The sequence below is a fragment of the Sandaracinus amylolyticus genome (assembly GCF_021631985.1).
GTDB lineage: Bacteria > Myxococcota_A > Polyangia > Polyangiales > Sandaracinaceae > Sandaracinus > Sandaracinus amylolyticus_A.
The window spans coordinates 5,182,007-5,205,251 of sequence record NZ_CP070225.1 but is presented as its reverse complement, the minus strand read 5'-3'; the positions used below and the strand labels follow the sequence as shown (position 1 = coordinate 5,205,251).

Here is a 23,245-nt window from a genome sequence, read left to right as displayed (position 1 = left end):
TCAGGGCTCTCCCGTCCGCGCGCTCCCGTGCGGGCCCTGCGCAGGCGAGCACTCCCGCTGGGCTGATCGCGTGTCGCGCGCGCCGCGCGCGCGAGCCGTGGTCGTCACCGAAACGATCCATCGCCGACGACCGGGGGGACGATCTCGGATCGGGCCGGACCGCTCCGAACGGGCGGGTCCCGCGCGGTCGCGCTCCCTCGGATCCGGCCGCTTCGACACACGCTGCGCCTCTTGCGACGCGGGGGACACGCGATGCCACTCGCGTGTCACACGGCCGCCACGAACGCCTGCGAGAACGCGCCGCGTCCGGAGGGGTTCGCCACCGGAGGAGACGAATGCTCGACGACTTCGGCAAGAGCGGTTCCGGAGGGCGCGGTCGGTTCGGCGTCTCGCTCGGCGCGGCCGTGCTCGTGTTCGGATCGATCAGCGGTGCCGTCGTCGCGGCGAGCGCGATGGTGCGGCAGGTGGTGCTCGAGGAGGAGCTCGTGCAGGTGGAGTTCGCTCCGCCGCCCGAGGCCGCTCCCGAGCCGCCGCCGCCACCTCCGCCGCCGCCGGTCGAGGTCGCCACGCCTCCGCCGCCGAACGCGGCGCCTGCGCGCCTGGGCCGCCCGCGCCCCGAGCTGCAGCAGCCCGACGAGATCCCCGACGAGCGTCCGGAGGAATCGGACGCGCCGCTCGCGCCGCCCGACGATCCCTTCGGGCCCGAGCAAGAAGGTGATCCCAACGGCACGCCCGATGGACAGATCGGCGGCGTGCCCGGTGGCACCGGCACCGCGATCGTCGCGGAGCCCACGCCCGCTCCGGCACCCGAGCCGGCGCGCCCCCGCGGCCCGCAGCGCGTCATCGAGGGCTCGACGCCCCCGCAGGTCGATCGCGAGGAGATCGCGCGCAACTTCGACATCCCCAGCGAGGTCCGCACCGCGGGCATCGCGCGGATCACGGTCGTCGTGCGGGTGACGGTCGCGGAGGACGGCCGCGTGATGCGCGTCGACGTGCTCCGCGGACACCCGCTGATCCCCAACGAGAACATCGTGCGCGCGGTCGAGCGCAGCAGCTTCCAGCCTGCGCGTCTCGCCGACGGGTCGCCCTATTCGGCGATTCACACACTCCCGATCACCATCGCAGTCACGCTCTGATCGACTGGCACGCTGACTCCGACTCTCCGCTCACCCGAGGTATCAGATGAACATCAATCTTCTCGAGCTCTGGCACGAGATGGGGCTCCCGGTCCGGATCGTCGTCATCGTGCTCACGCTGCAGGCAGTGGCGAGCATCGCGGTGGCGATCGACCGCCTCGTGCTCCTCTTCCGTTCGCAGGCCGCGTCGCGCGCGTTCGCGGGCAAGGCCGCGCCGCTGATGGATCAGGGCGAGTGGGGCCGCCTCTTCGACGAGGCGAGCAAGGCGAAGGGCTCGCACCTCGCGCTCGTGCTCTTCACCGGTCTCAAGGTCTTCCTCGACCGCAGCAAGGCGGGCGACGCGCCGGAGCGCGCGGCCGAGCTCGCGCGTCGTGCGATCGAGCGCAAGGGCGAGTCGACGTCGGACGAGCTCAACCGCGGCCTCAACGTCCTCGCGTCGACCGGCTCGACGGCGCCCTTCGTCGGTCTGCTGGGCACCGTGCTCGGCATCATCAACGCGTTCCAGATGATCGCGGCGAGCGGCTCGGGCGGCATCGGCACCATCGGCGCCGCGATCGGCGAGGCGCTGATCGTCACGGGCTACGGCCTCTGCGTCGCGATTCCCACCGTGCTCCTCTTCAACTGGATCTCGGGCCGCATCTCGCGCTTCGAGATGGGCCTGACGAACGCGGGCAGCGAGCTCGCGGATCGGCTCGAGGTCAGCGAGCCGGTGAGCACCTATCGCGAGACCGGCACGCGCCGCGCGCCGACTCCGTCGGAAGAGCTGGCGACCGCCGAGGCCGTCTGAGCGACGGAATCGGACTGGCACACACGGAGCACGCAGCATGAAGCGCTTCGGTGGAAAGCGATCGCGACCGAGCCCGGCGATGAACGTCACGCCGCTGGTCGACATCGTCCTCGTGCTCCTGATCATCTTCATGGTCGTCCTCCCGAGCATGGAGAACGACGCGCCCGTCGATCTGCCGAGCATCTTCCACGTCGACGAAGATCCGCGCGGGCGCACCGATCCGGTCACGGTCTCGATCACCGCGGATCGACGGCTCTTCCTCGAGCAGGACGAGATGCCGCGCGACGCGCTCGAGACGCGCCTGCGCGAGATCCACGCAGCGGAGCCGACGCGTCGCGTGATCCTGCGCGGCGACTCGACGCTCCGTTACGAAGAGGTCCGGAGCCTCTTCCGCATGTGCCAGCAGATCGGTCTGCCGGGCGTCTCGCTCCGCGTGGGCGAGCGCGGCGGCGAAGAGAGCGAGGGCTGAGCGATGGCGTTCGAGGTCTCCACCGGCAAGGGCGGGAAGAAGGGGCGCAACAAGCCCGACATGAACGTCACGCCGCTCGTCGACGTGGTGCTCGTGCTCCTGATCATCTTCATGGTGATCACGCCGATGCTCGCAAAGCAGTTCTGGATTCATCTGCCGAGCGAGCCCGAGGCCGAGGCGACTCCGCCGCCGCCGAGCGACGACGACGGACCGCCGGTCGTCACCGTCGATGCGGCGGGTCGCGTGCTGATCAATCGTGACGAAGTGCCGCTCGCGCAGCTCGAGGCGCGACTGCGCCGAGTGCTCGCGGCGCGCGGTGATCGAACCGTGTTCTTCGACGCGCAGAGCGACGCTCCCTATGGCCGCGCGGTCGAAGTGCTCGACACGTGTCGTGGTGCCGGCGCGACGACGATCGCAGTCGCGACCGAAGCGCTCGCCGACGCGCGCTGATCGCGAAGCTTCCGAGTCATTCGATCCACCTCCGAGGTTCCATGCGTGCCGTCGTGAATCCGACGCTCTGGGCGAGGTGCGTCCTCGCAATTGTGACGACGCTTTGTGTCACGACTCCCGCGCTCGCTCAGACGCCGGGCGGCGGGGGCGGCGACGTCCCCGCGGGCGGTGAAGGCGGCCCGACCGCGCCAGACGCGACCCTCCCGGCGCCGACCGAGCCCGCCGAGGAAGCGCCCGCCGAAGAGCCCGCCGACGAAGCGGCCATCAGCGAGGCCGAGCAGGCCGAGATCGACGCCGCGCTCGCCGCGGACGCGCCGCACTGCAGCGGCACCGGTGTGGAAGGCGTGGTGCGCGACGCGCAGACGCGCGAGACGATGATCGAAGCGCCGGTGATCGTCGTCGGGCGCGGGACTCGCGTGCTGACCGACTACGACGGTCGCTTCGCGATCGATCTCCCGCCGGGCACGTACTCGCTCCGCTCGTATTACGACCTCTATCAGCCGACGCGCGTCGACGACATCGTCGTCACGCGCGGGTCGTGCACGGCAGTCGACGTCGAGCTGAGCTCGGAGACGAGCACCGGCGAGGAGATCGTGATCGAGGTCCGCGCGGAGCGCGGGACGGCGGCGTCGCAGCTGCGCATGCGTCGTGAGTCGGCGGCGGTGCAGGACGCGATCTCCAGCGAGGAGATGCGCCGCTCTCCCGACTCGAGCGCGAGCGAGGCCGTCCGTCGAACCGTCGGTGTCGTGACCCGCGACGACTACGTCTACGTGCGCGGCCTCGGCGGACGTTACGTGGTCACCACGCTCAACGGTGTCGCGCTGCCCAACACCGACCCCGACGTGCCCGGCGTGCAGCTCGACATCTTCCCGAGCGGCCTGCTCGAGGCGCTCACGATCCGCAAGACCTTCACGCCCGAGGTGCCCGGCGACTGGGCGGGCGGTCTCGTCGACGTCTCGACGCAGACGTTCCCTTCGGACTTCCAGCTCCGATTCGGCCTCGGGTTCGGCGTGAACACGGCCGTCTCGTTCCAGCGCACGCTGGGGTACGAAGGCGGCGCCACCGACTTCCTCGGGTTCGACGACGGCACTCGCGCCCTTCCCGGTGGCGCGGAGAACGTGCGTGCCGGCGATCTCACGCCCGAGCAGCGCGACCAGCTCGCGCTGCAGTTCCCGAACACGTGGCAGACCAACCGGCGCACCGCGTGGCCCAATCTCTCGCTCTCCTTCAGCATGGGAGACACGATCGACGTCGGCGGTCATCTGCTCGGCTATCTCTTGATGGTCGGATATCGATACACCGAGCGACCGATTCCCGACGTCATCCGCGCAGTCCGCCTCGAAGGCGAAGGCGAGGACGCGATGCTCACGCTCCGCGAGGAGCTGCAGCAGGAGGGCGTCGAGATCCAGGCGCAGCTCAGCGCGCTCGCGACGGTGACGTTCGAGGTCGTCGACCGGAACCAGCTCACGTTCACAGGTCTCTTCAGCCAGAACGCCGACAACTTCCTCGGGCGGGTCACCGGCGTGAGCGAGTACTACGGCACCCAGATCGACTCGCGACGCCAGTCGTGGTTGCAGCGGACTCTCGCGTACGGACAGCTGCTCGGAGAGCACACCGATCTCCCGGCGGGCGCGCGCTTCGATTGGCAGCTCAACCTCAGCTACGGCCAGCGCGAACAGCCCGACCTGCGCGACATCCTGTACGTCCAGAACGGCGATCAGCGCTTCTGGGCTCCCGGCCCCGAGAGCGGTGCACGCTTCTATTCCGATCTCGACGACGTCACGTACGGCGCGGGCGCGAATCTCACGATCCCCATCGATACGCTCCAGGTTCGGCTCGGTGGTCTCACGCGTCAGACCGACCGTGGCCTCCGAGTCCGGCGCTTCGGCTTCCAGACGCGACCCGGCTCCGATCCGTCGGGGACGATGCTCCCGCCGGAGACGCTCTTCTCGCCCGAGCTCATCAACGTGTTCACGAGTCTCCGCGAGTACACGCGAGAGGACGACAGCTATGATGCGACGCAGTCGCTCTACGCGGGATATCTCTCGGGCGAGTGGCGCCCCTGGCAGCCGCTTCGACTGATCGCCGGCGCGCGCGTCGAAGCGTTCCGGCAGGTCGTGGAGTCGGCTCCGCCGGTCGGGATGACGACCAGCGAAATCCGCGGCACGCGTCGGACCGACGTCGACGTGCTTCCGAGCGGCGGCGCGATCGTCGAGATCCACGACAACATGTTCGTCCGCGCTTCCTATGCGGGCACCGTCGCGCGACCGCAGGTCCGCGAGCTGGCTCCGTTCCTCTTCGCGGATTTCGTTCGCCGTCGCACCATCACCGGCAACCCGGAGCTCGAGCGCACGTACATCCATAACTTCGACCTTCGCTGGGAGTGGTTCCCGTCGGAGTCCGAGGTGCTCGCGGTCTCCGGCTTCGCGAAGGTGTTCGAGGCGCCGATCGAGCAGACGATCGTGTCGAGCGGCGGTGACCTCTCGTATCGCAACATCGCGGGCGCGGAGAACTACGGAGTCGAGCTCGAGGCGCGGATGCACTTCGGGCACTTCGTCGACGGCCTGGATTGGCTCACTCTCGGCGGCAATCTCGCGCTCGTCTATTCGCGTGCACGCCTCACGGAGGACCAGCTCCTCCAGGCGACGAGCTCGGAGCGGCCGCTCGCCGGACAGCCGCCGTACATCGTCAACGTGCAACTGGGAATTGCGCCGCCCGACACCAATCTGTCGTTCGCCGTCTACTACAACATCTTCGGACCGAGACTGGAGGACGTCGGCCTGCTCGGGCTCCCCGACGTCTATCTCGACCCGTACCACTCTGTCGATCTCACGGCTACGTGGGAGCCCGATCCGCACGTGACGATTCGATTCGCGGCGCAGAATCTCCTCTTCCAGCGCCGCGAGCTCCGTCAGGGCGATTTCGTCATCGTCGGATACGACCCGGGCACGCAGTTCTCGCTCTCGGTCGGCTACTCGTACTGAGCACTTCTCGCACGACGACTGCGACGAAGCAGTCCAACGAAGGACAGAACATGAGAGATATCAGGCGCCTGGCAATTGCATGGCTTCTTCTCGGTGGATCGTCGATGGCGGCAGTCGGCTGCGGTGACGACGACTCGATCGATCCGGGCGTCGACGCCTCGATCCGCATGGACTCCGGCACCGACTCGGGCCAGGGCGGTGAGGACTCGGGTCCTCCCGACGACGAAGACGCCGGTGACACGGATGCCGGCCAGATCGAGCTCCCCGAGTACTGCCCCGAGATCGCCGCGCCGCCGGCGCCGCCCTCGTGCCCTGCGAATCCGACGGAGGTCGTCGTCGCTGGTGGTGATCTCGCCGGCGCGAACTGGACCTGTGCGAACACCTACCGCCTGACCGGTAACGTGTTCGTCACGTCGGGCGTCCTCTCGATCGGCGCGGGCACCCGCATCGTCGGCGACATGGACGGCGCGCTCATCGTCACGCCGGGCGCGCGCATCGACGCGCAGGGCCACCCGGATGCGCCGATCGTCTTCACGTCCTCGCGCGCGGCGGGCGCGCGCAACCGCGGTGACTGGGGCGGCATCGTCCTCCTCGGCAACGCGCCGATCAACGTGACCGGCGGCACCGACAACATCGAGGGCATCGAGGCGGCGGACACGCGCGGCGTCTACGGCGGCACCGCGGCCGCGCACGACTGCGGCACGATGCGCTACACCCGCATCGAGTACGCGGGCCGCGCGATCGGCGTCGGCAACGAGCTCAACGGCCTCACGCTCGGCGGCTGCGGCAGCGACACGGACATCGAGTTCGTGCAGATGCACCGCGGCAGCGACGACGCGTTCGAGATCTTCGGCGGCTCGCCGAACCTCCGCTACCTCGTCGCGAGCGGCATGGAGGACGACGGCCTCGACTGGGATCAGGGCTTCGTCGGCCGCGTGCAGTTCATGGTCATCCACCGCTTCTCGGACGCCGGCACCGGCGACCCGAACGGCATCGAGGCAGACAACCTCAACGGCAGCAACGACGCGACGCCGCGCTCGAACCCGACGGTCTTCAACCTGACGATCGTCACGACCGACGCGACGCGTGCGAACCAGGTCGGCGCGGTGCTCCGCCGCGGCACCTACGGCACGATCCGCAACTCGATCGTGCAGGGCTTCCCGCTCGCGGTGGACGTCCGCGATGCGGCCGGCGAGGCCGCCGCGGGCACGATGCTGACGTTCAACAACAGCGTGTTCTACGACAACGACGCGGACTTCACGGCGGGCTCGGCCGAGGCCACTGCGTTCAGCGCGGCAGGCGCGATGAACCGCGTGGGCATGAACCCGATGCTCACCGCGGTCAGCGACACGGCGCCCGACTACTCGCCGGCGGACGAGTCGATCGTCGCGACCGGCGGCGCGACGCCGCCCGCGGGCTTCGCGACGAACGCGACCTACGTCGGCGCGATCGGTCCGGAGTGCCCGGACTGGACCGAGGGCTGGACGGCGTTCCCGGTCCAGTGATCGACTGAGACGTTCCTGACCGAAGCCCCGCGAGCACCCGCTCGCGGGGCTTCGTCGTTTTGGCGTTTCCGCGCGCTCGTTGCCGGTGATCTCCGATGCGGGACTGCCGCGCCATCGACGTGCCATCGCTACTTTCCGATCAGAGCATCAGCACGCGGGCTGTTGATCTGCAGGCGCTCGCAGAAAGGTCGTTCTGATGCGCGTACTCTGGTTTTCGATTCTGGTTGGGCTCGTGCTCGGTATAGCCGTCGCCTCGTCGAATCGCGCGATGGCGCAATGCGCCTACTACACTGGGACCACGTCGGCGGACGCGATTGCGATTGGTCGTGCTGTCGACGAAGACCTGACCTTCTTCGGCTATCCCGCCTGTCTCGGACAGTGCTCGCCATGTTACTCGGGATCCAACTGTTCGACCTGGGTGCGAACGGTTCGAAACTACGCTCGTGTGTGTCGGCAGACGGGCGCCACTTGGACGAGCACGGATCTCACGTCGTGCACCACGAGCCTCTCGAGCTCCGACTCCGCGACTCTGCTCGGGCGTCAGGGCGACGACGTGATCGGACCGCACGTCGGAGCTGATCAGCTCTGCACGGCAACGGCGACGCACCGCAATTACGTCGCCGACTTCAATGCGGCGTTCTCGTTCGGGCTCGCCCTCCAGGGCGAAGGCGGCGCGGATCACCTGTACGGAAGCAGCAATCCGGATCGGCTCTACAGCAATTGGCCGGATGAGGGCTACTCCGACGCCGACGGAGCCGACGACCTGATGTGCGGCTTCGGTGGTGACGACATCCTGCGCGGCGACGGGGACGACTCCAGCTCGTTCGAGGAGTGCATGTTTGGAGGCACGCAGGTCACCTCCGACCAATGTGATGGTGAGTATGGTGCCAGCGGGAGTGCGACCTGGGACGAGCACTTCGCATGCGAGAGCGCCTCGGATGCCGCGAGCTATGCGATCGCGACTCGCTGCAGCCCACACTACTCGATCTGCACTGCGTCCCAGGCGCCTCGGATCCTGAGCGGCGAGGGCTGACGTCAGCTGTTCCGTCGCGCAGGCGATTTGGATCCTCGGCGACCGCCCAGAAGCCCCGCGAGCCCTCGCTCGCGGGGCTTCGTCGTTCTGGGGTTTCTCTCTCGACGCGCTCGTGCGCTCGTGCAACGAGCAGCACACATGCCGACCCGATTCACGAAGGGCGATCTCTTCGCGCAGCAAGGCCTTCGGGGGCTCGCACACGGATGCAACTGCGCGGGCGCGATGGGCCGCGGGATCGCCATCGAGTTCCGGGCGAGGTTTCCGAAGATGTACGCCGAGTACCGGCGTCGCTGTGCCGACGGGCGCTTCGCGCCGGGCGACGTCTTCGCGTGGCGCGAGGACGACGACCTCACGATCTTCAACCTCGCGACCCAGAAGACGTGGCGCACGAAGGCCACCATGACGGCGGTGGAAACGTCGCTGCGTGCGATGGTCGCGATCGCCGAGCGTGATCGGATCTCACCGCTGGGCCTGCCGCGCATCGCCGCGGGTCTCGGCGGTCTCGCGTGGGCGGACGTGCGCGCGCTCCTGACGAAGATCGGAGACGGCACCGACGTGGAGCTGATCGTGTTCGAGGAGTACGAGGCAGCTCCGGACAGTCGACACTGAGCGCTGCGCGCTCCCTCTCACTCCTCGAGCGCCTGCTCGACCGTCAGCCCCTCGCGCAGCTGCGCGTATGCGAACACCGAGCCGGTCGTCATCGTGCGCAGCCGCGCGAGGCCGAGCTCGTACGCGCGCGGGCGCAGCGTGACCATCCCCGCGCGCGGCACCAGCGTGCGGGCCTCGCGCAGGTAGAGCTCGGTGAGCTGCGCGACCTCGCGCCGATCGAGCGCAGCGCGCGAGACGTAGACGAAGAGCGGGCGCGAGAGCGGCTGGTACGAGCCGTCCGCGATCGTCGCCGGTCCGGGCGCGATCGCGCCGACTCCGTTCATCTCGTTCCCATCGTCGATCGCGACCGCGCGCAGCAGCGCGCGGTTGTGCGCGAAGTACGAATATCCGACGAAGCCGATCCCATTCGGATCGCGCAGGATGCGACGAACGATGTAGTCGTCGTCCTCGCTCGCGTCGTAGTCGGTGCGCATCGAGCGCGGCGTCCCGAGCGCGGCTTCGGTGAACGTGTCGAACGTGCCGGAGTCGCTGCCGGGCGCATAGACGTGCAGCTCGCGATCGGGCCACTCCGCGCGCACCTGTCGCCAGCGAGTCACCTGTTCCGTCGCGTCCGCCCCGAAGAGCCGTCGCAGGTCCGCGAGCGTCATCGAGCTCGCCCACGAATTCGATTCGTGAACCACGACGACGATCCCGTCGTACGCCACCGGGAGCTCGACGTACTCGACGCCACCCGCGCGACAGCGCTCCATCTCTTCCGCAGTGATCGGGCGCGACGCGCCGTGGATCGCACTGTCACCCTCGCAGAAGATCCGAAAGCCGCCTCCGGTGCCGGACTCGTCGACGCTGATCGGAGCGCGCGACGACTGATGGAATGCCTCCGCGACCACCTCGCTCAGCGGGAACACCGTGCTCGACCCGTCGATCACGATGCGCTGCGCGCCGTCCCGAGGAGTCGCGGCAGCGCCGTCGCACGCCGCGAGAAAGACCGAGAGTCCGATTCCGAGACGTGTGCGCAGTCGTGATCGCATGAGCGCGATTCGACCGAGCACCCGTGTCGTCTCCGTGTCGCCACGGCGAATCGTCCGCCACGCTCTCGCGCGACCTGCGATCGAATCAAGAACCCCACCAGGAACGCGCCGGCGACGATCGACCAGAACGTGACCGGCTCCGGGAGGTGCTCGAGGCCGTTCTCGAGGTTCATCCCGAGGATCGCGCCGAGCGCGGTGATCGGCAGGAAGAGCGCCGCGATCATGTTCAGTCGGTGCGTCTGGATCGAGATCCGCTCCGACAAGCGCGCTTGTTCCTCGGCGCGCTTCGCGACCAGGAACTGCATCTCTCCGTCGGCCTCTTCGACGAGCAGCTCGATCGCGCGCTCGACCTCGTACGCGAGGTCGCGGATCGGCAGGACACGATCGTCCTCGGGCAGCGTCTCGCGGAGCTGCGCGAGCGCTTGGTACATGTGGCGCGCGGCGCGCTGCACCGGGCGCGCGGCGCGCACCACCGCGAGGTACTCCTCGGCGCGACACGCCTTCGCGAGCTGCTCCTCGAGCTCGTCGACGTACTTCGCGTAGGCGTCGACGTGCGTCTGCAGGGTCGCGATGTCGTCGCGGCCCGGTGCGCAGCGCCAGTCGCCCTCCACGTCGCGCCAGAACACGACGGCGTGGCGATCGGGATCGGCGTCGCGGGGGACCTGGTGCAGGAGCAGCAGCACGTGCCCGTCGAGCGTCATGAGTCGCTGTCGGCCCGCGCGCGGGCCCACCTTCTCGCGCAGTCGAGCGGGGATGTTCCAGACTTCCGGGACGATGCGTGCCATTCGGCGCGCATCGTAGCCCGTCAGCGCAGGACGTCGCTGCGCTCGAGGAACGCGCGGATCTCGCCCCAGTAGTCGAGATCGGCGGGCGGAAGATCGTTGTGCCCCGCGTCGCACGCGACGAGCTCGCTGCGCGGCAGCGCGCGCTGCAGGCGCTCGCTGTGCGCGAACGGGACCACCGTGTCGCGCCGGCCGTGCAGCAGCAGCACGGGCGTGCTCGTGCCGCGCAGGACGCGGATCGTGTCGAAGGGATCCGAGATCAAGAAGCGCGGCGCGCGATAGAGCTCCCACGCGATCTCGGCGACGCTCGCGAACGTCGACTGCAGGATCATCGCCGCGGGCGGGCGCTCTCGCGTGAGCTGCGCCACCGCACCACCTCCGAGCGACACGCCGTGCAGCACGACGCGCGAGGGATCGACCTCGGGGCGCGCGACCGCGCGATCGTGGAACGCGACGAGGTCCTCGCGGATCGCGCGCTCGCTCGGTGTGCCTTCGCTGCGCCCGTAGCCGCGATACTCGGGCAGCAGCACCGAGATCCCCATCGTGCGATAGGGCCCCAGCCAGAGCGGCAGTGGATCGATCACCTCTGCGTTGCCGTGCGCGTAGATCACGAGCGGGCCCGGCGACTCCGCCGAGACCCCGTCGCCCGGGATGAACCACGCCTCGACCCGCCCCTCTTCGCTCTCGTGCCACCAGCGCTCGAGGCCGGGCACGCGCGCCGCGATCGCCTCGTTCGTGGGCGCGGCGTCGGGGTGGAAGAGCAGCGCACGCTGCAGTCGGGTCGCGAAGCCGAAGACCATGATCACCACGAGGATCGCGCCGATCGCGACCCTTCGCACGAGCCTGACACGAGCCGATCGCATCCCGAAGCGCCTCCGATTCACCTCTACGTGCGACCCCGCTCGCGTCATGTCGGCCTCGCTCGGTTTCGGACCGGTGTCGTCACCTTTTCACCAGGGCCAATTCGTCGTGATGTCGCGGCCTATGACCGTCCCGTGGCTTGTGGAGCGGGAGTGGATGCCGCTTATTGATCGAGCATGAGCGCCGCAGTTCCACGTGGAGTCGCGGAGTCCGATCACGCGCCCCCCACGGCTCATCGATCCTCGCCCATCGCGCAGAAATACGAGCTCCTGCGCGAGATCGGACGAGGCGGGATGGGTGTGGTGCACGAGGCGATCAACACGTGGACGCACCGGCGCGTCGCGTTGAAGCTGATGCACCCCGGACTGCCACGCACGGTGCAGCGGAGGCTCTTCGAAGAGGCACGCACCGCGTCGCGTCTCTCCCACCCGAACGTGGTCGACGTCCTCGACATGGGCGCCGCCGAGGACGGCTCGCTCTTCCTCGTGCAGGAGCTGCTCGAGGGCGAGGATCTGCACGAGCGGCTCGATCGCGTCGGGCGGCTCTCCACGCACGAGCTGCTCACCATCTTCCTGCCCGTGATCGACGCGCTCGCGTCGGCGCACGAGCTCGGGATCGTGCACCGCGACGTGAAGCCCTCGAACATCGTGCTCGCGCGCGACCCGCGCGGCCTGCTCGTCCCCAAGCTCGTCGACTTCGGCATCGCCAAGCGGATCGACGACCACCCGTACACCCGCATCACGCTGGACGGAACGCTGCTGGGCACGCCGCACTACATGGCCCCCGAGCAGATCGTCGACGACGAGGTCGGACCTCCCGCCGACGTGTGGTCGATCGGCGTGTGTCTCCACGAGGCGCTCACCGGGCGCGTCCCCTACGAGTCGACCCAGCTGCATCTGCTCCTCCGGGAGATCTCCAAGCTCGACGCGACGAGCCCGCGCCTGCTCGTGGGTGTGCACGACGCGTTCGCGACGCCGATCCGCGCCGCGCTCTCGGTCGATCCCGCGCTGCGGCCCACGATGCGCGAGCTCGCGACGATGCTCGCGTCGATCACCGAGGCCGACGAGGCGCGCACGGTCCCTCCGCCCGCCGGCTATCACCCGCTCGACGAGCTCGACGACGACGACGATCCCGACCCGACGGTCGTCGAGCTGAACCGCGTCAGCGTCCCGAGCGTCCAGCGCGTGACGATCGACGAGAGCTCGCTCGTCAGCGCAGAGTCGGTGCGCGCGCTGCGCATCGGAATCGTGAACGACGCGCGCGACCTCGACTCCGTGCAGCTTCGCGACGCGTTCCGATCCGCGCTCGATCGAGGGTGTGAGATCGACCGCTTCCGCAGCTACGCCGAGCTCGTCGACGCGGTGGGCGAGGGCGACGTGGATCTCGCGTGGTTGCCGCCCGTCGCGTACGTGCGCGCGGCGCGCCTCGGCGCGGTGCGGATGTTGGTCTCGGTCGAGCGAGACGGTCGCGCGCAGTACGCGTCCGCGCTGCTCGGCCGTCGCGGCGTGGTCTCGTCGTACGAGGACGTCGCGGGTCGTCGAGCGGTGTGGGTCGACAACTGGTCGGCGGCTGGATACCTCGTGCCGCGCGCGCTCCTGTGCGAGCGCGGCGTCGATCCCGACCTCGCGCTGCGATCGCAGGGGTTCGTGGGCTCCTACGAGGCCGTCCTCGACGCGCTCGCGTCCGGCGCGGCCGACGTCGGCGCCGCGTTCTGCACGGTGGGCGCCGACGGCGAGATCGTGCGGCGACCCTGGTCCGACGAGCACGGTGTGACCGTGATCGACGTCAGCGCGCCGATCCCCGGAGACACGCTCTGCGCGTCGGCGCTCCTGCCCGACGATGTCGCGCGCGCGGTGCGCGCGTCGCTCACCGACGAGGTCGCGGCCGCGCCGCTCGCGAAGCTGGTGGGCGCGACGCGCATCGCGCCCGGCGTCCACGAGCGCTATCGCGGGCTCGAGCGTGCGCTCCTGGTCGGTCGCCTCGAGCCCGGTGCCGCGCGTGTGGAGAACAAGTGACATCGTCGTCGCGCGACGTGCGCGATGACCGATGTCGCACTCGCACGCTCATCGAGATTCCATCGTGAAGAATCGGCGAACGACTCCGATCCTCGATTGCGCTCGACCGAGTTGGCCGAATACTCGCGGCGAGTGCGTACGAGCACGAAAGCCGAGGCGCGCGCGGACGCCACTGGGACCGTCGCGACCGGGACGGTCCCCACCAGCGTCACGTCGAGCGCGACGTTGCATCTCTCGCCCGTGGCGATGGAGCGATTCGACGAGTACGTGCTCGTCGGAAAGCTCGGTCACGGCGGGATGGCCGAGGTTTTTCTCGCGCTCTCGCAGGGTCCGAACGGCTTCCGCAAGCTGCTCGTGATCAAGCGCCTGCACGCGCACATGAAGGACGAGCCGCAGATCGTCGAGATGTTCCTCGACGAGGCGAAGCTGGCCGCACGACTGCACCACCCGAACGTCGTCCAGACGAACAAGGTGGGCAGTCATCGAGGACACCATTTCCTCGCGATGGAGTACCTCGACGGACAACCGCTCAATCGAGTGATCAAACGCACTCGCGATGATCACGGGGTGATCCCTCCACCGATTGCGGCGCGTGTCGTCTCCGACGCGCTCGATGGCCTCCACTACGCACACGAGGCGCGCGATTACGACGGGACTCCGCTCCAGATCGTCCATCGCGACGTCTCTCCCCACAACCTCTTCGTCACGTACGACGGCCAAGTGAAGCTGCTGGACTTCGGGATCGCGAAGGCGGTGACGCAGGAGTCGAACACCCGCACCGGTCTGATCAAGGGGAAGTTCGCGTACATCGCGCCCGAGCAGGCCCGCGGAGAGGTCGTCGACCGGCGCGCGGATCTCTGGAGCATGGGAATCACGCTCTGGGAGTGCCTGGCAGGACGGCGCTTGTTCCGCGGAGCCTCGGACGTCGCGATCCTGCACGCCACGCTGAACGACGAGATTCCCCGCTTGGGTGACGTCGTCACGGGCGTGCCCGACGAGCTCGCACGCATCGTCGACAAGTCGCTGCAGCGAAATCCCGATCGGCGATACGCGACGGCCGCCGAATTCAAGCAGGACCTCGACGACTGGCTCGCGACGCAGTCGCGCGCGAGCTCTCGAACGACGCTCGCCGCGCTGATGCGGACCGTCTTCTCCGACACGATCGAGGCCCAGAAGGAGTCGCTGCGAGTCTGCCTCGCACAGGTCGACGCGGTGAGCGGCGAGCTCCGGATCGGCGCGCCGGGGCCGCTGCCGCGCGAGGGCACGCCGGTCACGACCTCGGCGAAGGTGGTCAAGGCACCGCCGGTCCTCGACGTGACGCGCGCGGAGCGCGCACCGGACGCGCGCTGGAAGCTCGTCGCGATCGCGGGCGCGGTCGTGATCGGAGTGTTGCTCGCGGTCGTGGTGCCCTTCGCGATCGGCGGTGAGACGACGGCCGAGACGACCGTCTCGCCCGAGCCTGCCGCGGCGCCGGCCCCGGTCGCAGGCAGCGCGCCCGTGGGGCCCGAGCCCAGCGCGCCGATCGAGCCGCGCCCCGAGGTGACGAGCCCGGCGGCGGCGCGAGACGAGCTACCGCAGGCGCCCTCGATCGATTCGCGCCGCGGCGGCGCGCGGTCGCCGGTGCGCCGGCCCGCGACGGGCGTGCGTGCTGCTGCGCCCGCGCCGCCGCCGGTGGCCACGACGGCCGAGCTCGCGCCCGCGCCCTCGCCGCCGAGCCAGGTCGCGACGGGCCAACTCTCGCTCGACACCACGCCGTGGGCGATCGTGTTCCTCGGTGGACGACGGCTGGGCATCACGCCGCTCGAGAACGTCGAGCTCCCCGCGGGGACACACACGCTCACACTCCGCAATCCCGAGCGCGGAATCGAGACGACCTATCGAGTCACGGTCGAGGCCGGACAGCCCACCTCGCGACGGATCGCGCTCGAATGAGCGTCCGTCTCGTGAAGAATCGAGCGCAGCAGACGACCCCGCGCACCACGAGCAGTGCGCGAATGCGCGGTGCGCGTGATTGGCGTCGTCCAGAGCGCCGACGACTGCGTGACCGATTCGTGTGCTCCTCGTGACGCGCAGTCGACGCCGACACGATCGGAGTCGCCACCAGGTTCGTTTGGGCTAGAGTCGGCGCGTGCTTCGACTCCCGCTCTGCATTTGCGCTCTCGTCGCGATCGGCGCGCTCCCAGCGGTCGTGAGCGCGCAGTCGCAGGAGGTCGCGCGCACCGCGGAGACGGCGCGGCGGCGCGGCGAGCACGAGCGAGCACGGCGCATCGCGCGAGACGCGCTGGAGCAGGGCACGTCCGAGCCCGACGACGTCGCCGCGCTGCAGCGCGTGATCGGTCTCGCGAGCGCGGCGCTGGGTGACGCCGACGCCGCGCGCGATGCGTTCACTCGCCTGCTCGCGATCACGCCCGACGTGCGGCTCGACACCGACCTTCCAGCGGAGATCCGCAGCCCCTACCTCGAGGCGCGCGGGTTCTGGACCGGCACGACCGATCGCCTCGGCGTGCAGGTCGAGCTCGACGAGGAGACGTCGTCGCTCGTCGCGCGCGCCGCCGACCCTGCGCGCATGGTGTCGCGTTATCGCGTGCGCGTGCGCAGCGAGGGCGGGAGCTGGCGCGAGGTCGCTCGCGCGCCGAGCGACGTGATCACGATTCCGATTCCGGAGCTCACGACGGCGCGCTCGGTCGAATATTCGGTCGCGATGCTCGACGAGCTCGGCAATCGCGTGTACCGGCGCGGGAGCGACGAGAGCCCCGAGCGCGCCGAGCTCGCGCCGATCGAGGTCGCGGTCGTGCCCGGCGGCGACGACGCGTCGCGCGCCCTCGCGCCCGCCGTCGACCCGACACCCTTCTACGTGGCAGGCGCCGCGCTCGCGGCGGGTGCGATCGGGCTCGCGGTCGGTGGCGGAGTCTCGACGAGCGAAGCGCATCGCCTCGCCGGCGAGTGGAGCTCCGACGCGTGCCTCGGCGCTGCGCCCGAGCTCGCGACCCGCGCGGAGACGTGTCCGGGGCTCGACGACAGCGCACGCACGAACGAGACGATCTCGTTCGTCCTCTACGGCATCGGCGGGGCGCTCCTCGTCGCCGCGATCGTGACGTTCGCGGTCGCGCCGTCGGGCAGCTCGCGCGCCGACGAGGCGCCGCTGATCGAAGGAGCCGAGCCCGTCGCGGAGGCGCCCGCGCCGATGTTCGGCTGCGGGGCCGGGCCCGGCGAGATCGGAGTCGCGTGCGGAGTGTCGCTGTGAGGTCGCCGGCGCGAATCGGACGAGCGTGGGTGTCCGTCACGACGATTCTCTTCGTCGCGTCGTGCATCCGACTCGCACCGGGCGACGATCGTCGCGACGGTGGCAGTGTGGATGCCACCCAGCAGGTCCCGGACACCGGCGTCGCGGACTCGGGCGCGGGATGCCCGGCGGAGCGCCCCGAGGAGCGCATCGCCGCCGCGACCACGATCTCCTCGGACACGACGTGGGACTGCGCGCACGACTGGATCCTCGATGGAGACGTGCTCGTCACCGGCGGCACGCTCACGGTCGAGCCCGGCACGCGGGTGCGCGCGGCCGATGGCGCGATGTTGCTCGTCGCGAAGGGCGCGCGTCTGGTCGCGGAGGGCACGCGCGCAGCGCCGATCGTGTTCGGCCCGAGCACCGAGCCGGCGGCGCCCGGGCAGTGGCGCGGAATCGTCCTGCTGGGCGCCGCGCCCACCGGCCTCAACAGCACCACGTCCCGCGTGCCCGACACGCTCGACGCCGGCGATGCGCGCGGCGCGTTCGGCGGCAACGTCGCAGATCACGACTGCGGCTCGCTGCGCTACGTGCGCGTCGAGTTCGCGGGCGACTCCGACGCTGCGGGCAACGTCGTCGACCAACCCGCAGCAGGCCTCACGCTCGCGGGGTGCGGGACGCGCACGCGCGTCGACCACGTGCAGGTGCACCGCTCGTCGGACGGACTGGGCCTCGTCGGAGGTCGGTTCGCGGCGAGCCACCTCGTGATCACCGCGCCGCGATTCGATGGGATCGAGTGGGGCGCTGGATACACGGGCTTCATCCAGTTCGCGATCGTGCAGACGTTCCCCGACGCGACGGCCGCGCTGAAGGGCAGTCGCCGCGAGGGTCAGCCGGTGCCGCCCGCGGGAGAGCCGGAGGCGAATCCGACGCTCTACAATGTCACGCTCGTCGGCGCGCGCGGCACCGGGCCGGACGGCGGCGCGAACGGCACCGAGGTCGGCGTCGCGCTGCAATACGGATCTCTCGGGTCCGTCCACACGTCGCTCGTCCAGGGATTCGAGGGATATTGGGCGAACGTGCTCGACGCCGAGACCGCGGCGCGTGTGCCGATGTTCGGAATCCGTGACTCGGTGTTCGTCGACGCACCGGCGAGCACGACCCGCGGACAATTCCCCGGCGCCGACGAGGACGGCGACGAGGGAATGGACGAGAGTGCTTATTTCCGCATGGCGACGGCGGGAAATCGATTCCCGGGCGCAGCGCTGATGAGGAATGCCTATGCGCTGCCGGGCACGGAGCCGGACTTCACCGCAGGTCTCGCGGTGATTGCCGACGAGCCGTTCGACGACGGACCTTCGGAGTGGGCGTCGGATTACGTCGAGGCGGACTATCGCGGTGCGATTCCTCCGGTCGGCGAGACGCCGGGCGCGCGCGACGCGCTCGACTGGACGCTCGGGTGGACGCGCTATCCGGCGGACTGAGTCCTTGCCGGAGTGCTCGTCCCGCGGGGCCCGGACGGGAGCGCGCGAAGCGCGCGGACGTTAGGGACCGGTGGGCGAGCCGATTTTCGACACTCTTCGAATCGCCGCGGATCGGATTTTCCGGCGTTGTTGCCGGGATGACGCGGCGCGGCGAGGCGCGCGAGCAACGCTCGCGCTCGGAGGTCTCATGCACCATCGATGTGCTCTTCTCGTCGTCGCGATGTGCTCGCTCGCGGCGTGCGGCGACGACGACGACGCGACGGGCTCCGACGCGGGCCGGGACTCGGGCTCACAGGTCGCGGACGGAGGCGACGATGCCGGTCTCGACGGAGGCCCCGCTGACTCCGGCGCGACGGACGCGAGCGACTCCGCCGTCGACGCGGCCACCGACGGTGGCTCCTCGCGATGTCCGCCGCTCGCAGCGCGTACCGTCATCGACGTCGCCGAAGGTGTGCTCGCGAGCGATCACACGTGGACGTGCGACCACGTCTATTCACTGAACGGGATCGTCGCGGTGCACTCCCCCGATCCCGGCGCACCGCGCGTCCTCACGATCGAGCCGGGCACCGTGATCCGTGGTGCGACCGGGCTCGGTGTGCTGCTCGTCACGCGCAACGGCCGGCTCGAGGCCGAGGGCACGGCCGAGGATCCGATCGTGTTCACCTCGGCGCGCGACGAGGGCGCGCGCCGCCCCGGTGACTGGGGTGGAATCACGCTCATCGGGCGGGCCGCGCCGAGCCGGAACCCGGAGGGATTCCCGCTCTCGACGTCGTCGATCTCCGAAGCGGATCTCGCGGGGTATCTCGAGGACGGGCCGATCGGCGCCGAGCCCGATCCGTCGTGGGAGTGCGGCACGCTGCGCTACGTGCGAGTCGAGTTCGCGAGCTTCAATCGCGGTGGCAGTGGGAACGAGACGAACGGGATCCAGCTCTATTCGTGCGGTCACGGAACGCGCCTCGATCACGTCCAATCGCACCTGTCCGACGACGACGGGATCGAGGTGTTCGGTGGCGAGCCCGACATCTCGCACGTGGTGATCACCGGCGCGGCAGACGAGCTCTTCGACTACGACTATGCGTTCCGGGGACGCGTGCAGTTCCTCGTGGGACAGCAGCATCCGGGCACCAACGCGGAGTCGGACGGAATCGAGGCCGCGGACGGCGCGCGCGCGGCGGCTCCTCGGATCTTCAACATCACGCTGATCGGCACGAACGTGGGTGGTTCTCCCAACGGTCAGGTCGGTCTGTTCCTGCGTGGCAATCACACCGGCACGATCGCGAATGCGATCGTGCTCGGCTTCGGCGGCGGTGTGATCGACATCGTCGGTGACGCCGCGTCGGCGAACCTCCAGGCGACGCCGGCGACATTCGTGATCTCGCACTCCATCGTCGCGCAGGGCGGCGCTGCGACGCTGTTCCCGGCGGGCGGTGGCGGCGCCGACATGATCGACGAGCAGTCGTTCTTCACGGCTGCGGAGCGCGCGATCCAGTCGGCCGATCCGATGCTGGCTGCTCCCTTCGACACCGCGACACCCGACTGGGCTCCGACCGCGGGCGCGCCCGTGGGCGCGAGCCACGCGGTCTCGCCGTCCGAGAACGACGGCGAGACGCGCCCTGCGTTCTTCGACACGAGCGCCGACTACGTGGGCGCGTTCGCGCCGGACGGCGACGACTGGACCGCAGGCTGGACGGCGTTTCCCGCGAGCTGAGTCCTTGCCGGAGTGCTCGTCCCGCAGGTCCCGGATGGGAGCGCGCGAAGCGCGCGGACGGTAGGGACCCGCGGGCGAGCCGATCTTTCGGCAGGCTTCTGAGGGTCACTCGTCCATGCCGCAGTACACGTCCTCGACGGTCCGCGGCACGCAGCGTCCGGTGCGGCACACCAGGGATGAGCACGCTTCGTCGTTCACGCACAGCGAGCCGTCCGCTTGGCGCGGCTCGCACGTGCCGGTGCCGAACACACCCGCGCAGTACAGGCCGTCCTGGCAGTCCCAGGTGAGCAGACAGCGCTCGCCCTGCGCGCGCCGCGCCGAGCACTCCCACGCCGTGCCGTCGTACACGCAGCTCTGATCGTCGCGCTCGCACGAGAAGATCGGCGCGACGTCGTCGATGGTCGGTGCGTCGCAGCGTTCGCCACCGGGCACCGTCCCGGCGAGCACCGACTGGAAGCCGGTGCGCTGCAGGATCCAGTCGCTCAGCGCGAGCGAGCAGGTGTCGACCAGCGCGTTCCCCTCGGCTGCGACCCGGGCCGCCGCGTCGGCGTCGTAGCCGGTGCGGGGATCGGCCGCGAGCGTGCCGAAGTCCTGCGCGCACTGTGCCGCGGCGGGGCCGAGACAGGCCTCGAAGTCCACCCCGGCCGCGCTCGGGCAGCACTCCACCAGGCCTCGGCACGCCACCTCGGCGAACACCGAGCAGAACTCGCTCGACGGGATCGGATCACGGTGATCGCTCGTCGCGTTCACCACGCTGCATCCGCCGAGCACGATCGAGAGGAGCGAGAGCTGCCAGCGCATCAGAAGCGCGCTCCTGCGGTGATCCCGGCGCCCTCGGGAGACATCCACGGCGCGAGCGCGATCTGCGGTGTGCTGCGCTCGGGCGGGAGCGCGAAGAGGAACGTGATCCCCAGCGCGCCCACGACCGCCGCCGCGATCCAGCTCGCGTCCGCCGCCACGTTGAGCGCCTCGAGCGTCGAGACGCGATCGGCGCTGCACCATCGACCCGCATCGCGCCCGCAGCTCGACGCGAGCGACTGGTCCTCGAGCTCCGACGCGATCGCGAGCCCGCCGAACGCGACGAGCAGGACGCCGCCGGTGACCAGCATCGCGATCGCCGCGGTCGGCGGGCCGGTCACGACCGGCTCGGGCGGAGCCGTCCGCGGTGTGCTCGTGGCCGGCGCATCGAGCGCGATCGGCACGTCGCCCGCGCTCTCGCGCTCGTAGTCGATCGGCGGCTGCGTGCCCGCCTCCATGCGCGCGACGCGCTCGCGCAGTCGCGCGAGGCGCTGCTCCAACAGCGCGCGCTGCTCGTCGGAGATCGTCGCGCGCGCCACGTACTGCTCGAGCGCCTCGAGCGCCTCGCGTGGCCGCCCCGCGCGCTCCTCCGCGAGATACACGTTGAAGAGCAGATCGGGGTGACCGAGCAGCGCGTACGCCGCGCGGAACTCCGACGCCGCGGTCTCGTAGTCGCCCTGCTCGAACGCGGTGGACGCGCGACCTCGAAGCTGTGTCGTGCCTCGGCGATCTCCGCGTCGGTCGGCTCGCGGGGTGGAGCCGCTCCTTCCTGCGCGGACGCGCTCGCGGACATCAGCATCGAGAGCGCGACCGCGAGGCCCAGCACGGCGTGCGTGCGCATCATCACGTGATCCTATTCGCCGCCGCGATCGCGGGTCAACGAAGCGCGCTCGATGTTTCGGCCCGATGTCACGCGTCGAGCGCGACCGACTCTTCGCCCGACGTGCTCGAGTCGCGCCCGAGCTCGGCGCGCGCGAGGCGCACCGAGAACGTCGTGCCGTGCCCGAGCCGGCTCTCGACCGAGACCTCACCGCCCATGCGCTGCGTCAGGTGCTTCACGATCGCGAGGCCGAGCCCGGTGCCGCCCTGCTCGCGCGAGCGACCCTGATCGACGCGATAGAAGCGCTCGAAGATGCGCGACAGGTGCGACGCCGCGATGCCCGGCCCGGTGTCGACGACCTCGACGCGCGCGGTGTCGGCCTCCTTCCGGAAGCGCACCACCACGCGCCCGCCCGAGGGCGTGTACTTGATGCCGTTGTCGACGAGGTTGAGCAGCACCTGATCGAGCGCGCGCTCGTCGCCGCGCACCGGCACGGCGTCGTGGGTCGCCTCGATGCCGAGCTGCACGCCCTTGTCGCTCGCCTTCTGCTCCAGCGAGGAGAGCACCTTGCTCGCGATCGCGAGCGGATCGATGGGCTCGAGCTCGAAGCGCGCGTCGGGTGACTCGGAGCGCGAGAGCTCGAGCAGATCGTCGACGATGCGCTGCAGGCGGATCGCGTTCTCGACGATGTTGCCCACGAAGCGCTTGGCGATGCGGGGCTCGTCGAGCGCTCCGTCGCGCAGCGTCTCGGCGAACCCGCGGATCGCGGTGAGCGGCGTGCGCAGCTCGTGGCTCGCGTTCGCGACGAAGTCGCGGCGCACGGCGTCGAGCCGCCGGACCTCGGTCACGTCGCGCATCACCACGATCGCGCCCGCGTTCTCCGGCAGCGGCGCGACGTGCGCCGAGATGATCTTCACGTCGAGGCGGAACACCGCCTTGTGGCGCTCGCCGCGCAGCGCCTTCGACACCGCCTCGTGCAGCTCCGCGCTCCGGATCGCCTCGACGCACGCGCGCCCGAGCCCCGCGCCGCCCGAGAGCCCGACGAACGCAGCGTTGCTGAGCACGACGAGCCCGTCGGGATCGGTCACGAGCACCGCCTCGTCCATCGCGTCGAGCATCACGCGCAGCCGCGACTCCTCGGCGCGCACCGCCTCGAGGCGATCCGCCAGCTGATCGGCCATGCGATCGATCGCGCGTCCGATCCCGCCGATCTCGTCGTCCCGCCGCGAGCGCACACGCACCGAGAAGTCACCGCGCGCGAGTGCGTCGGACGCGTGACGCAGCTCGGCGATCGGTGTCACGAAGCGGCGCGCGATCACCTCCGCGAGGACCACCGCCGTGATCGCCGCGAGCACGCTCGCGAAGATCAGCACGTCGCGCATCGCGCTCCGCGTGGCGGCATCGAGGGCGACGTTCTCCGCGTACGCCCAGCTCGCACCGACCACGAGCACGGCGCCGGCGACCGTCGCGATCAGGAGGCGTGCACGGATGCTGTGGAGCACGGTCGTTCGCTCGTGGATCGCGCGCACACCGGGCGCGCGTTGGAGCTCGCA

General features: G+C 70.1%; 19 protein-coding genes. 13 read left to right on the top strand and 6 right to left on the bottom strand.

Annotation, left to right across the window (positions count from 1 at the left end; translation table 11 throughout):
* Positions 1–335 precede the first annotated feature (335 nt).
* From I5071_RS21975 to I5071_RS21940, 8 genes are all read left to right on the top strand, one after another.
* The gene (locus I5071_RS21975; RefSeq protein ID WP_236607472.1) at positions 336–1,136 is read left to right on the top strand and encodes an energy transducer TonB; all 801 of its coding nucleotides are present in this window, start codon (positions 336–338) and stop codon (positions 1,134–1,136) included.
* Between the two features lie 46 nt (positions 1,137–1,182).
* Complete coding sequence (locus I5071_RS21970; protein WP_236607471.1) at positions 1,183–1,923, top strand: MotA/TolQ/ExbB proton channel family protein; 741 nt, start codon at positions 1,183–1,185, stop codon at positions 1,921–1,923.
* A gap of 37 nt (positions 1,924–1,960) precedes the next feature.
* Positions 1,961–2,392, top strand: a complete 432-nt coding sequence (locus I5071_RS21965) for an ExbD/TolR family protein (RefSeq protein ID WP_236607470.1) — start codon at positions 1,961–1,963, stop codon at positions 2,390–2,392.
* A gap of 3 nt (positions 2,393–2,395) precedes the next feature.
* A complete protein-coding gene (locus tag I5071_RS21960; RefSeq protein ID WP_236607469.1) occupies positions 2,396–2,842 on the top strand; it encodes an ExbD/TolR family protein in 447 nt (148 codons plus the stop codon).
* 53 nt (positions 2,843–2,895) lie between these two features.
* Positions 2,896–5,826: a TonB-dependent receptor domain-containing protein gene (locus tag I5071_RS21955; RefSeq protein ID WP_236607468.1), complete on the top strand. Its 2,931-nt coding sequence runs from the start codon at positions 2,896–2,898 to the stop codon at positions 5,824–5,826.
* Between the two features lie 104 nt (positions 5,827–5,930).
* Positions 5,931–7,331: a hypothetical protein gene (locus tag I5071_RS21950; RefSeq protein ID WP_236607467.1), complete on the top strand. Its 1,401-nt coding sequence runs from the start codon at positions 5,931–5,933 to the stop codon at positions 7,329–7,331.
* Between the two features lie 196 nt (positions 7,332–7,527).
* Positions 7,528–8,364: a hypothetical protein gene (locus I5071_RS21945; protein WP_236607466.1), complete on the top strand. Its 837-nt coding sequence runs from the start codon at positions 7,528–7,530 to the stop codon at positions 8,362–8,364.
* Positions 8,365–8,502: 138 nt separating this feature from the next.
* A complete protein-coding gene (locus tag I5071_RS21940) occupies positions 8,503–8,973 on the top strand; it encodes a macro domain-containing protein (RefSeq protein WP_236607465.1) in 471 nt (156 codons plus the stop codon).
* A gap of 17 nt (positions 8,974–8,990) precedes the next feature.
* On the opposite strand, the gene I5071_RS21935 is transcribed toward I5071_RS21940, so the two are convergent.
* From I5071_RS21935 to I5071_RS21925, 3 genes are read right to left on the bottom strand one after another with little or no spacing between them, the layout of a single operon-like run.
* Positions 8,991–9,899: a PstS family phosphate ABC transporter substrate-binding protein gene (locus I5071_RS21935; RefSeq protein WP_236607464.1), complete on the bottom strand. Its 909-nt coding sequence runs from the start codon at positions 9,897–9,899 to the stop codon at positions 8,991–8,993.
* Positions 9,896–10,786 (bottom strand): CorA family divalent cation transporter, encoded by an 891-nt coding sequence (locus I5071_RS21930; protein WP_236607463.1) that lies wholly within the window; start codon positions 10,784–10,786, stop codon positions 9,896–9,898. The genes I5071_RS21935 and I5071_RS21930 overlap by 4 nt, the downstream gene beginning before the upstream one ends.
* Before the next feature lie 20 nt (positions 10,787–10,806).
* A complete protein-coding gene (locus I5071_RS21925) occupies positions 10,807–11,622 on the bottom strand; it encodes an alpha/beta hydrolase (RefSeq protein WP_236607462.1) in 816 nt (271 codons plus the stop codon).
* 198 nt (positions 11,623–11,820) lie between these two features.
* Here I5071_RS21925 and I5071_RS21920 point away from each other — a divergent pair, with 198 nt between their 5' ends.
* From I5071_RS21920 to I5071_RS21900, 5 genes are all read left to right on the top strand, one after another.
* Positions 11,821–13,659 carry a protein kinase domain-containing protein gene (locus I5071_RS21920; RefSeq protein WP_268921247.1) on the top strand — a complete coding sequence of 613 codons (1,839 nt, stop codon included), beginning with the start codon at positions 11,821–11,823 and terminating at the stop codon, positions 13,657–13,659.
* Positions 13,660–13,905: 246 nt separating this feature from the next.
* Positions 13,906–15,591: a serine/threonine-protein kinase gene (locus I5071_RS21915; RefSeq protein ID WP_236607668.1), complete on the top strand. Its 1,686-nt coding sequence runs from the start codon at positions 13,906–13,908 to the stop codon at positions 15,589–15,591.
* Between the two features lie 256 nt (positions 15,592–15,847).
* Entirely contained in the window at positions 15,848–16,903 is a 1,056-nt protein-coding gene (locus I5071_RS21910; RefSeq protein WP_236607460.1) for a tetratricopeptide repeat protein, read from the top strand.
* Between the two features lie 29 nt (positions 16,904–16,932).
* Positions 16,933–18,366 (top strand): hypothetical protein, encoded by a 1,434-nt coding sequence (locus I5071_RS21905; protein ID WP_236607459.1) that lies wholly within the window; start codon positions 16,933–16,935, stop codon positions 18,364–18,366.
* Between the two features lie 187 nt (positions 18,367–18,553).
* Positions 18,554–20,074, top strand: coding sequence for a hypothetical protein (locus tag I5071_RS21900; protein WP_236607458.1), 1,521 nt, complete (start codon positions 18,554–18,556; stop codon positions 20,072–20,074).
* 105 nt (positions 20,075–20,179) lie between these two features.
* On the opposite strand, the gene I5071_RS21895 is transcribed toward I5071_RS21900, so the two are convergent.
* The 3 genes from I5071_RS21895 to I5071_RS21885 form a co-directional block, all read right to left on the bottom strand.
* Complete coding sequence (locus I5071_RS21895; RefSeq protein WP_236607457.1) at positions 20,180–20,875, bottom strand: hypothetical protein; 696 nt, start codon at positions 20,873–20,875, stop codon at positions 20,180–20,182.
* Entirely contained in the window at positions 20,875–21,474 is a 600-nt protein-coding gene (locus tag I5071_RS21890; RefSeq protein ID WP_236607456.1) for a hypothetical protein, read from the bottom strand. The genes I5071_RS21895 and I5071_RS21890 overlap by 1 nt, the downstream gene beginning before the upstream one ends.
* A gap of 307 nt (positions 21,475–21,781) precedes the next feature.
* Complete coding sequence (locus I5071_RS21885; RefSeq protein WP_236607455.1) at positions 21,782–23,194, bottom strand: HAMP domain-containing sensor histidine kinase; 1,413 nt, start codon at positions 23,192–23,194, stop codon at positions 21,782–21,784.
* Between the last annotated feature and the right edge of the window lie 51 nt (positions 23,195–23,245).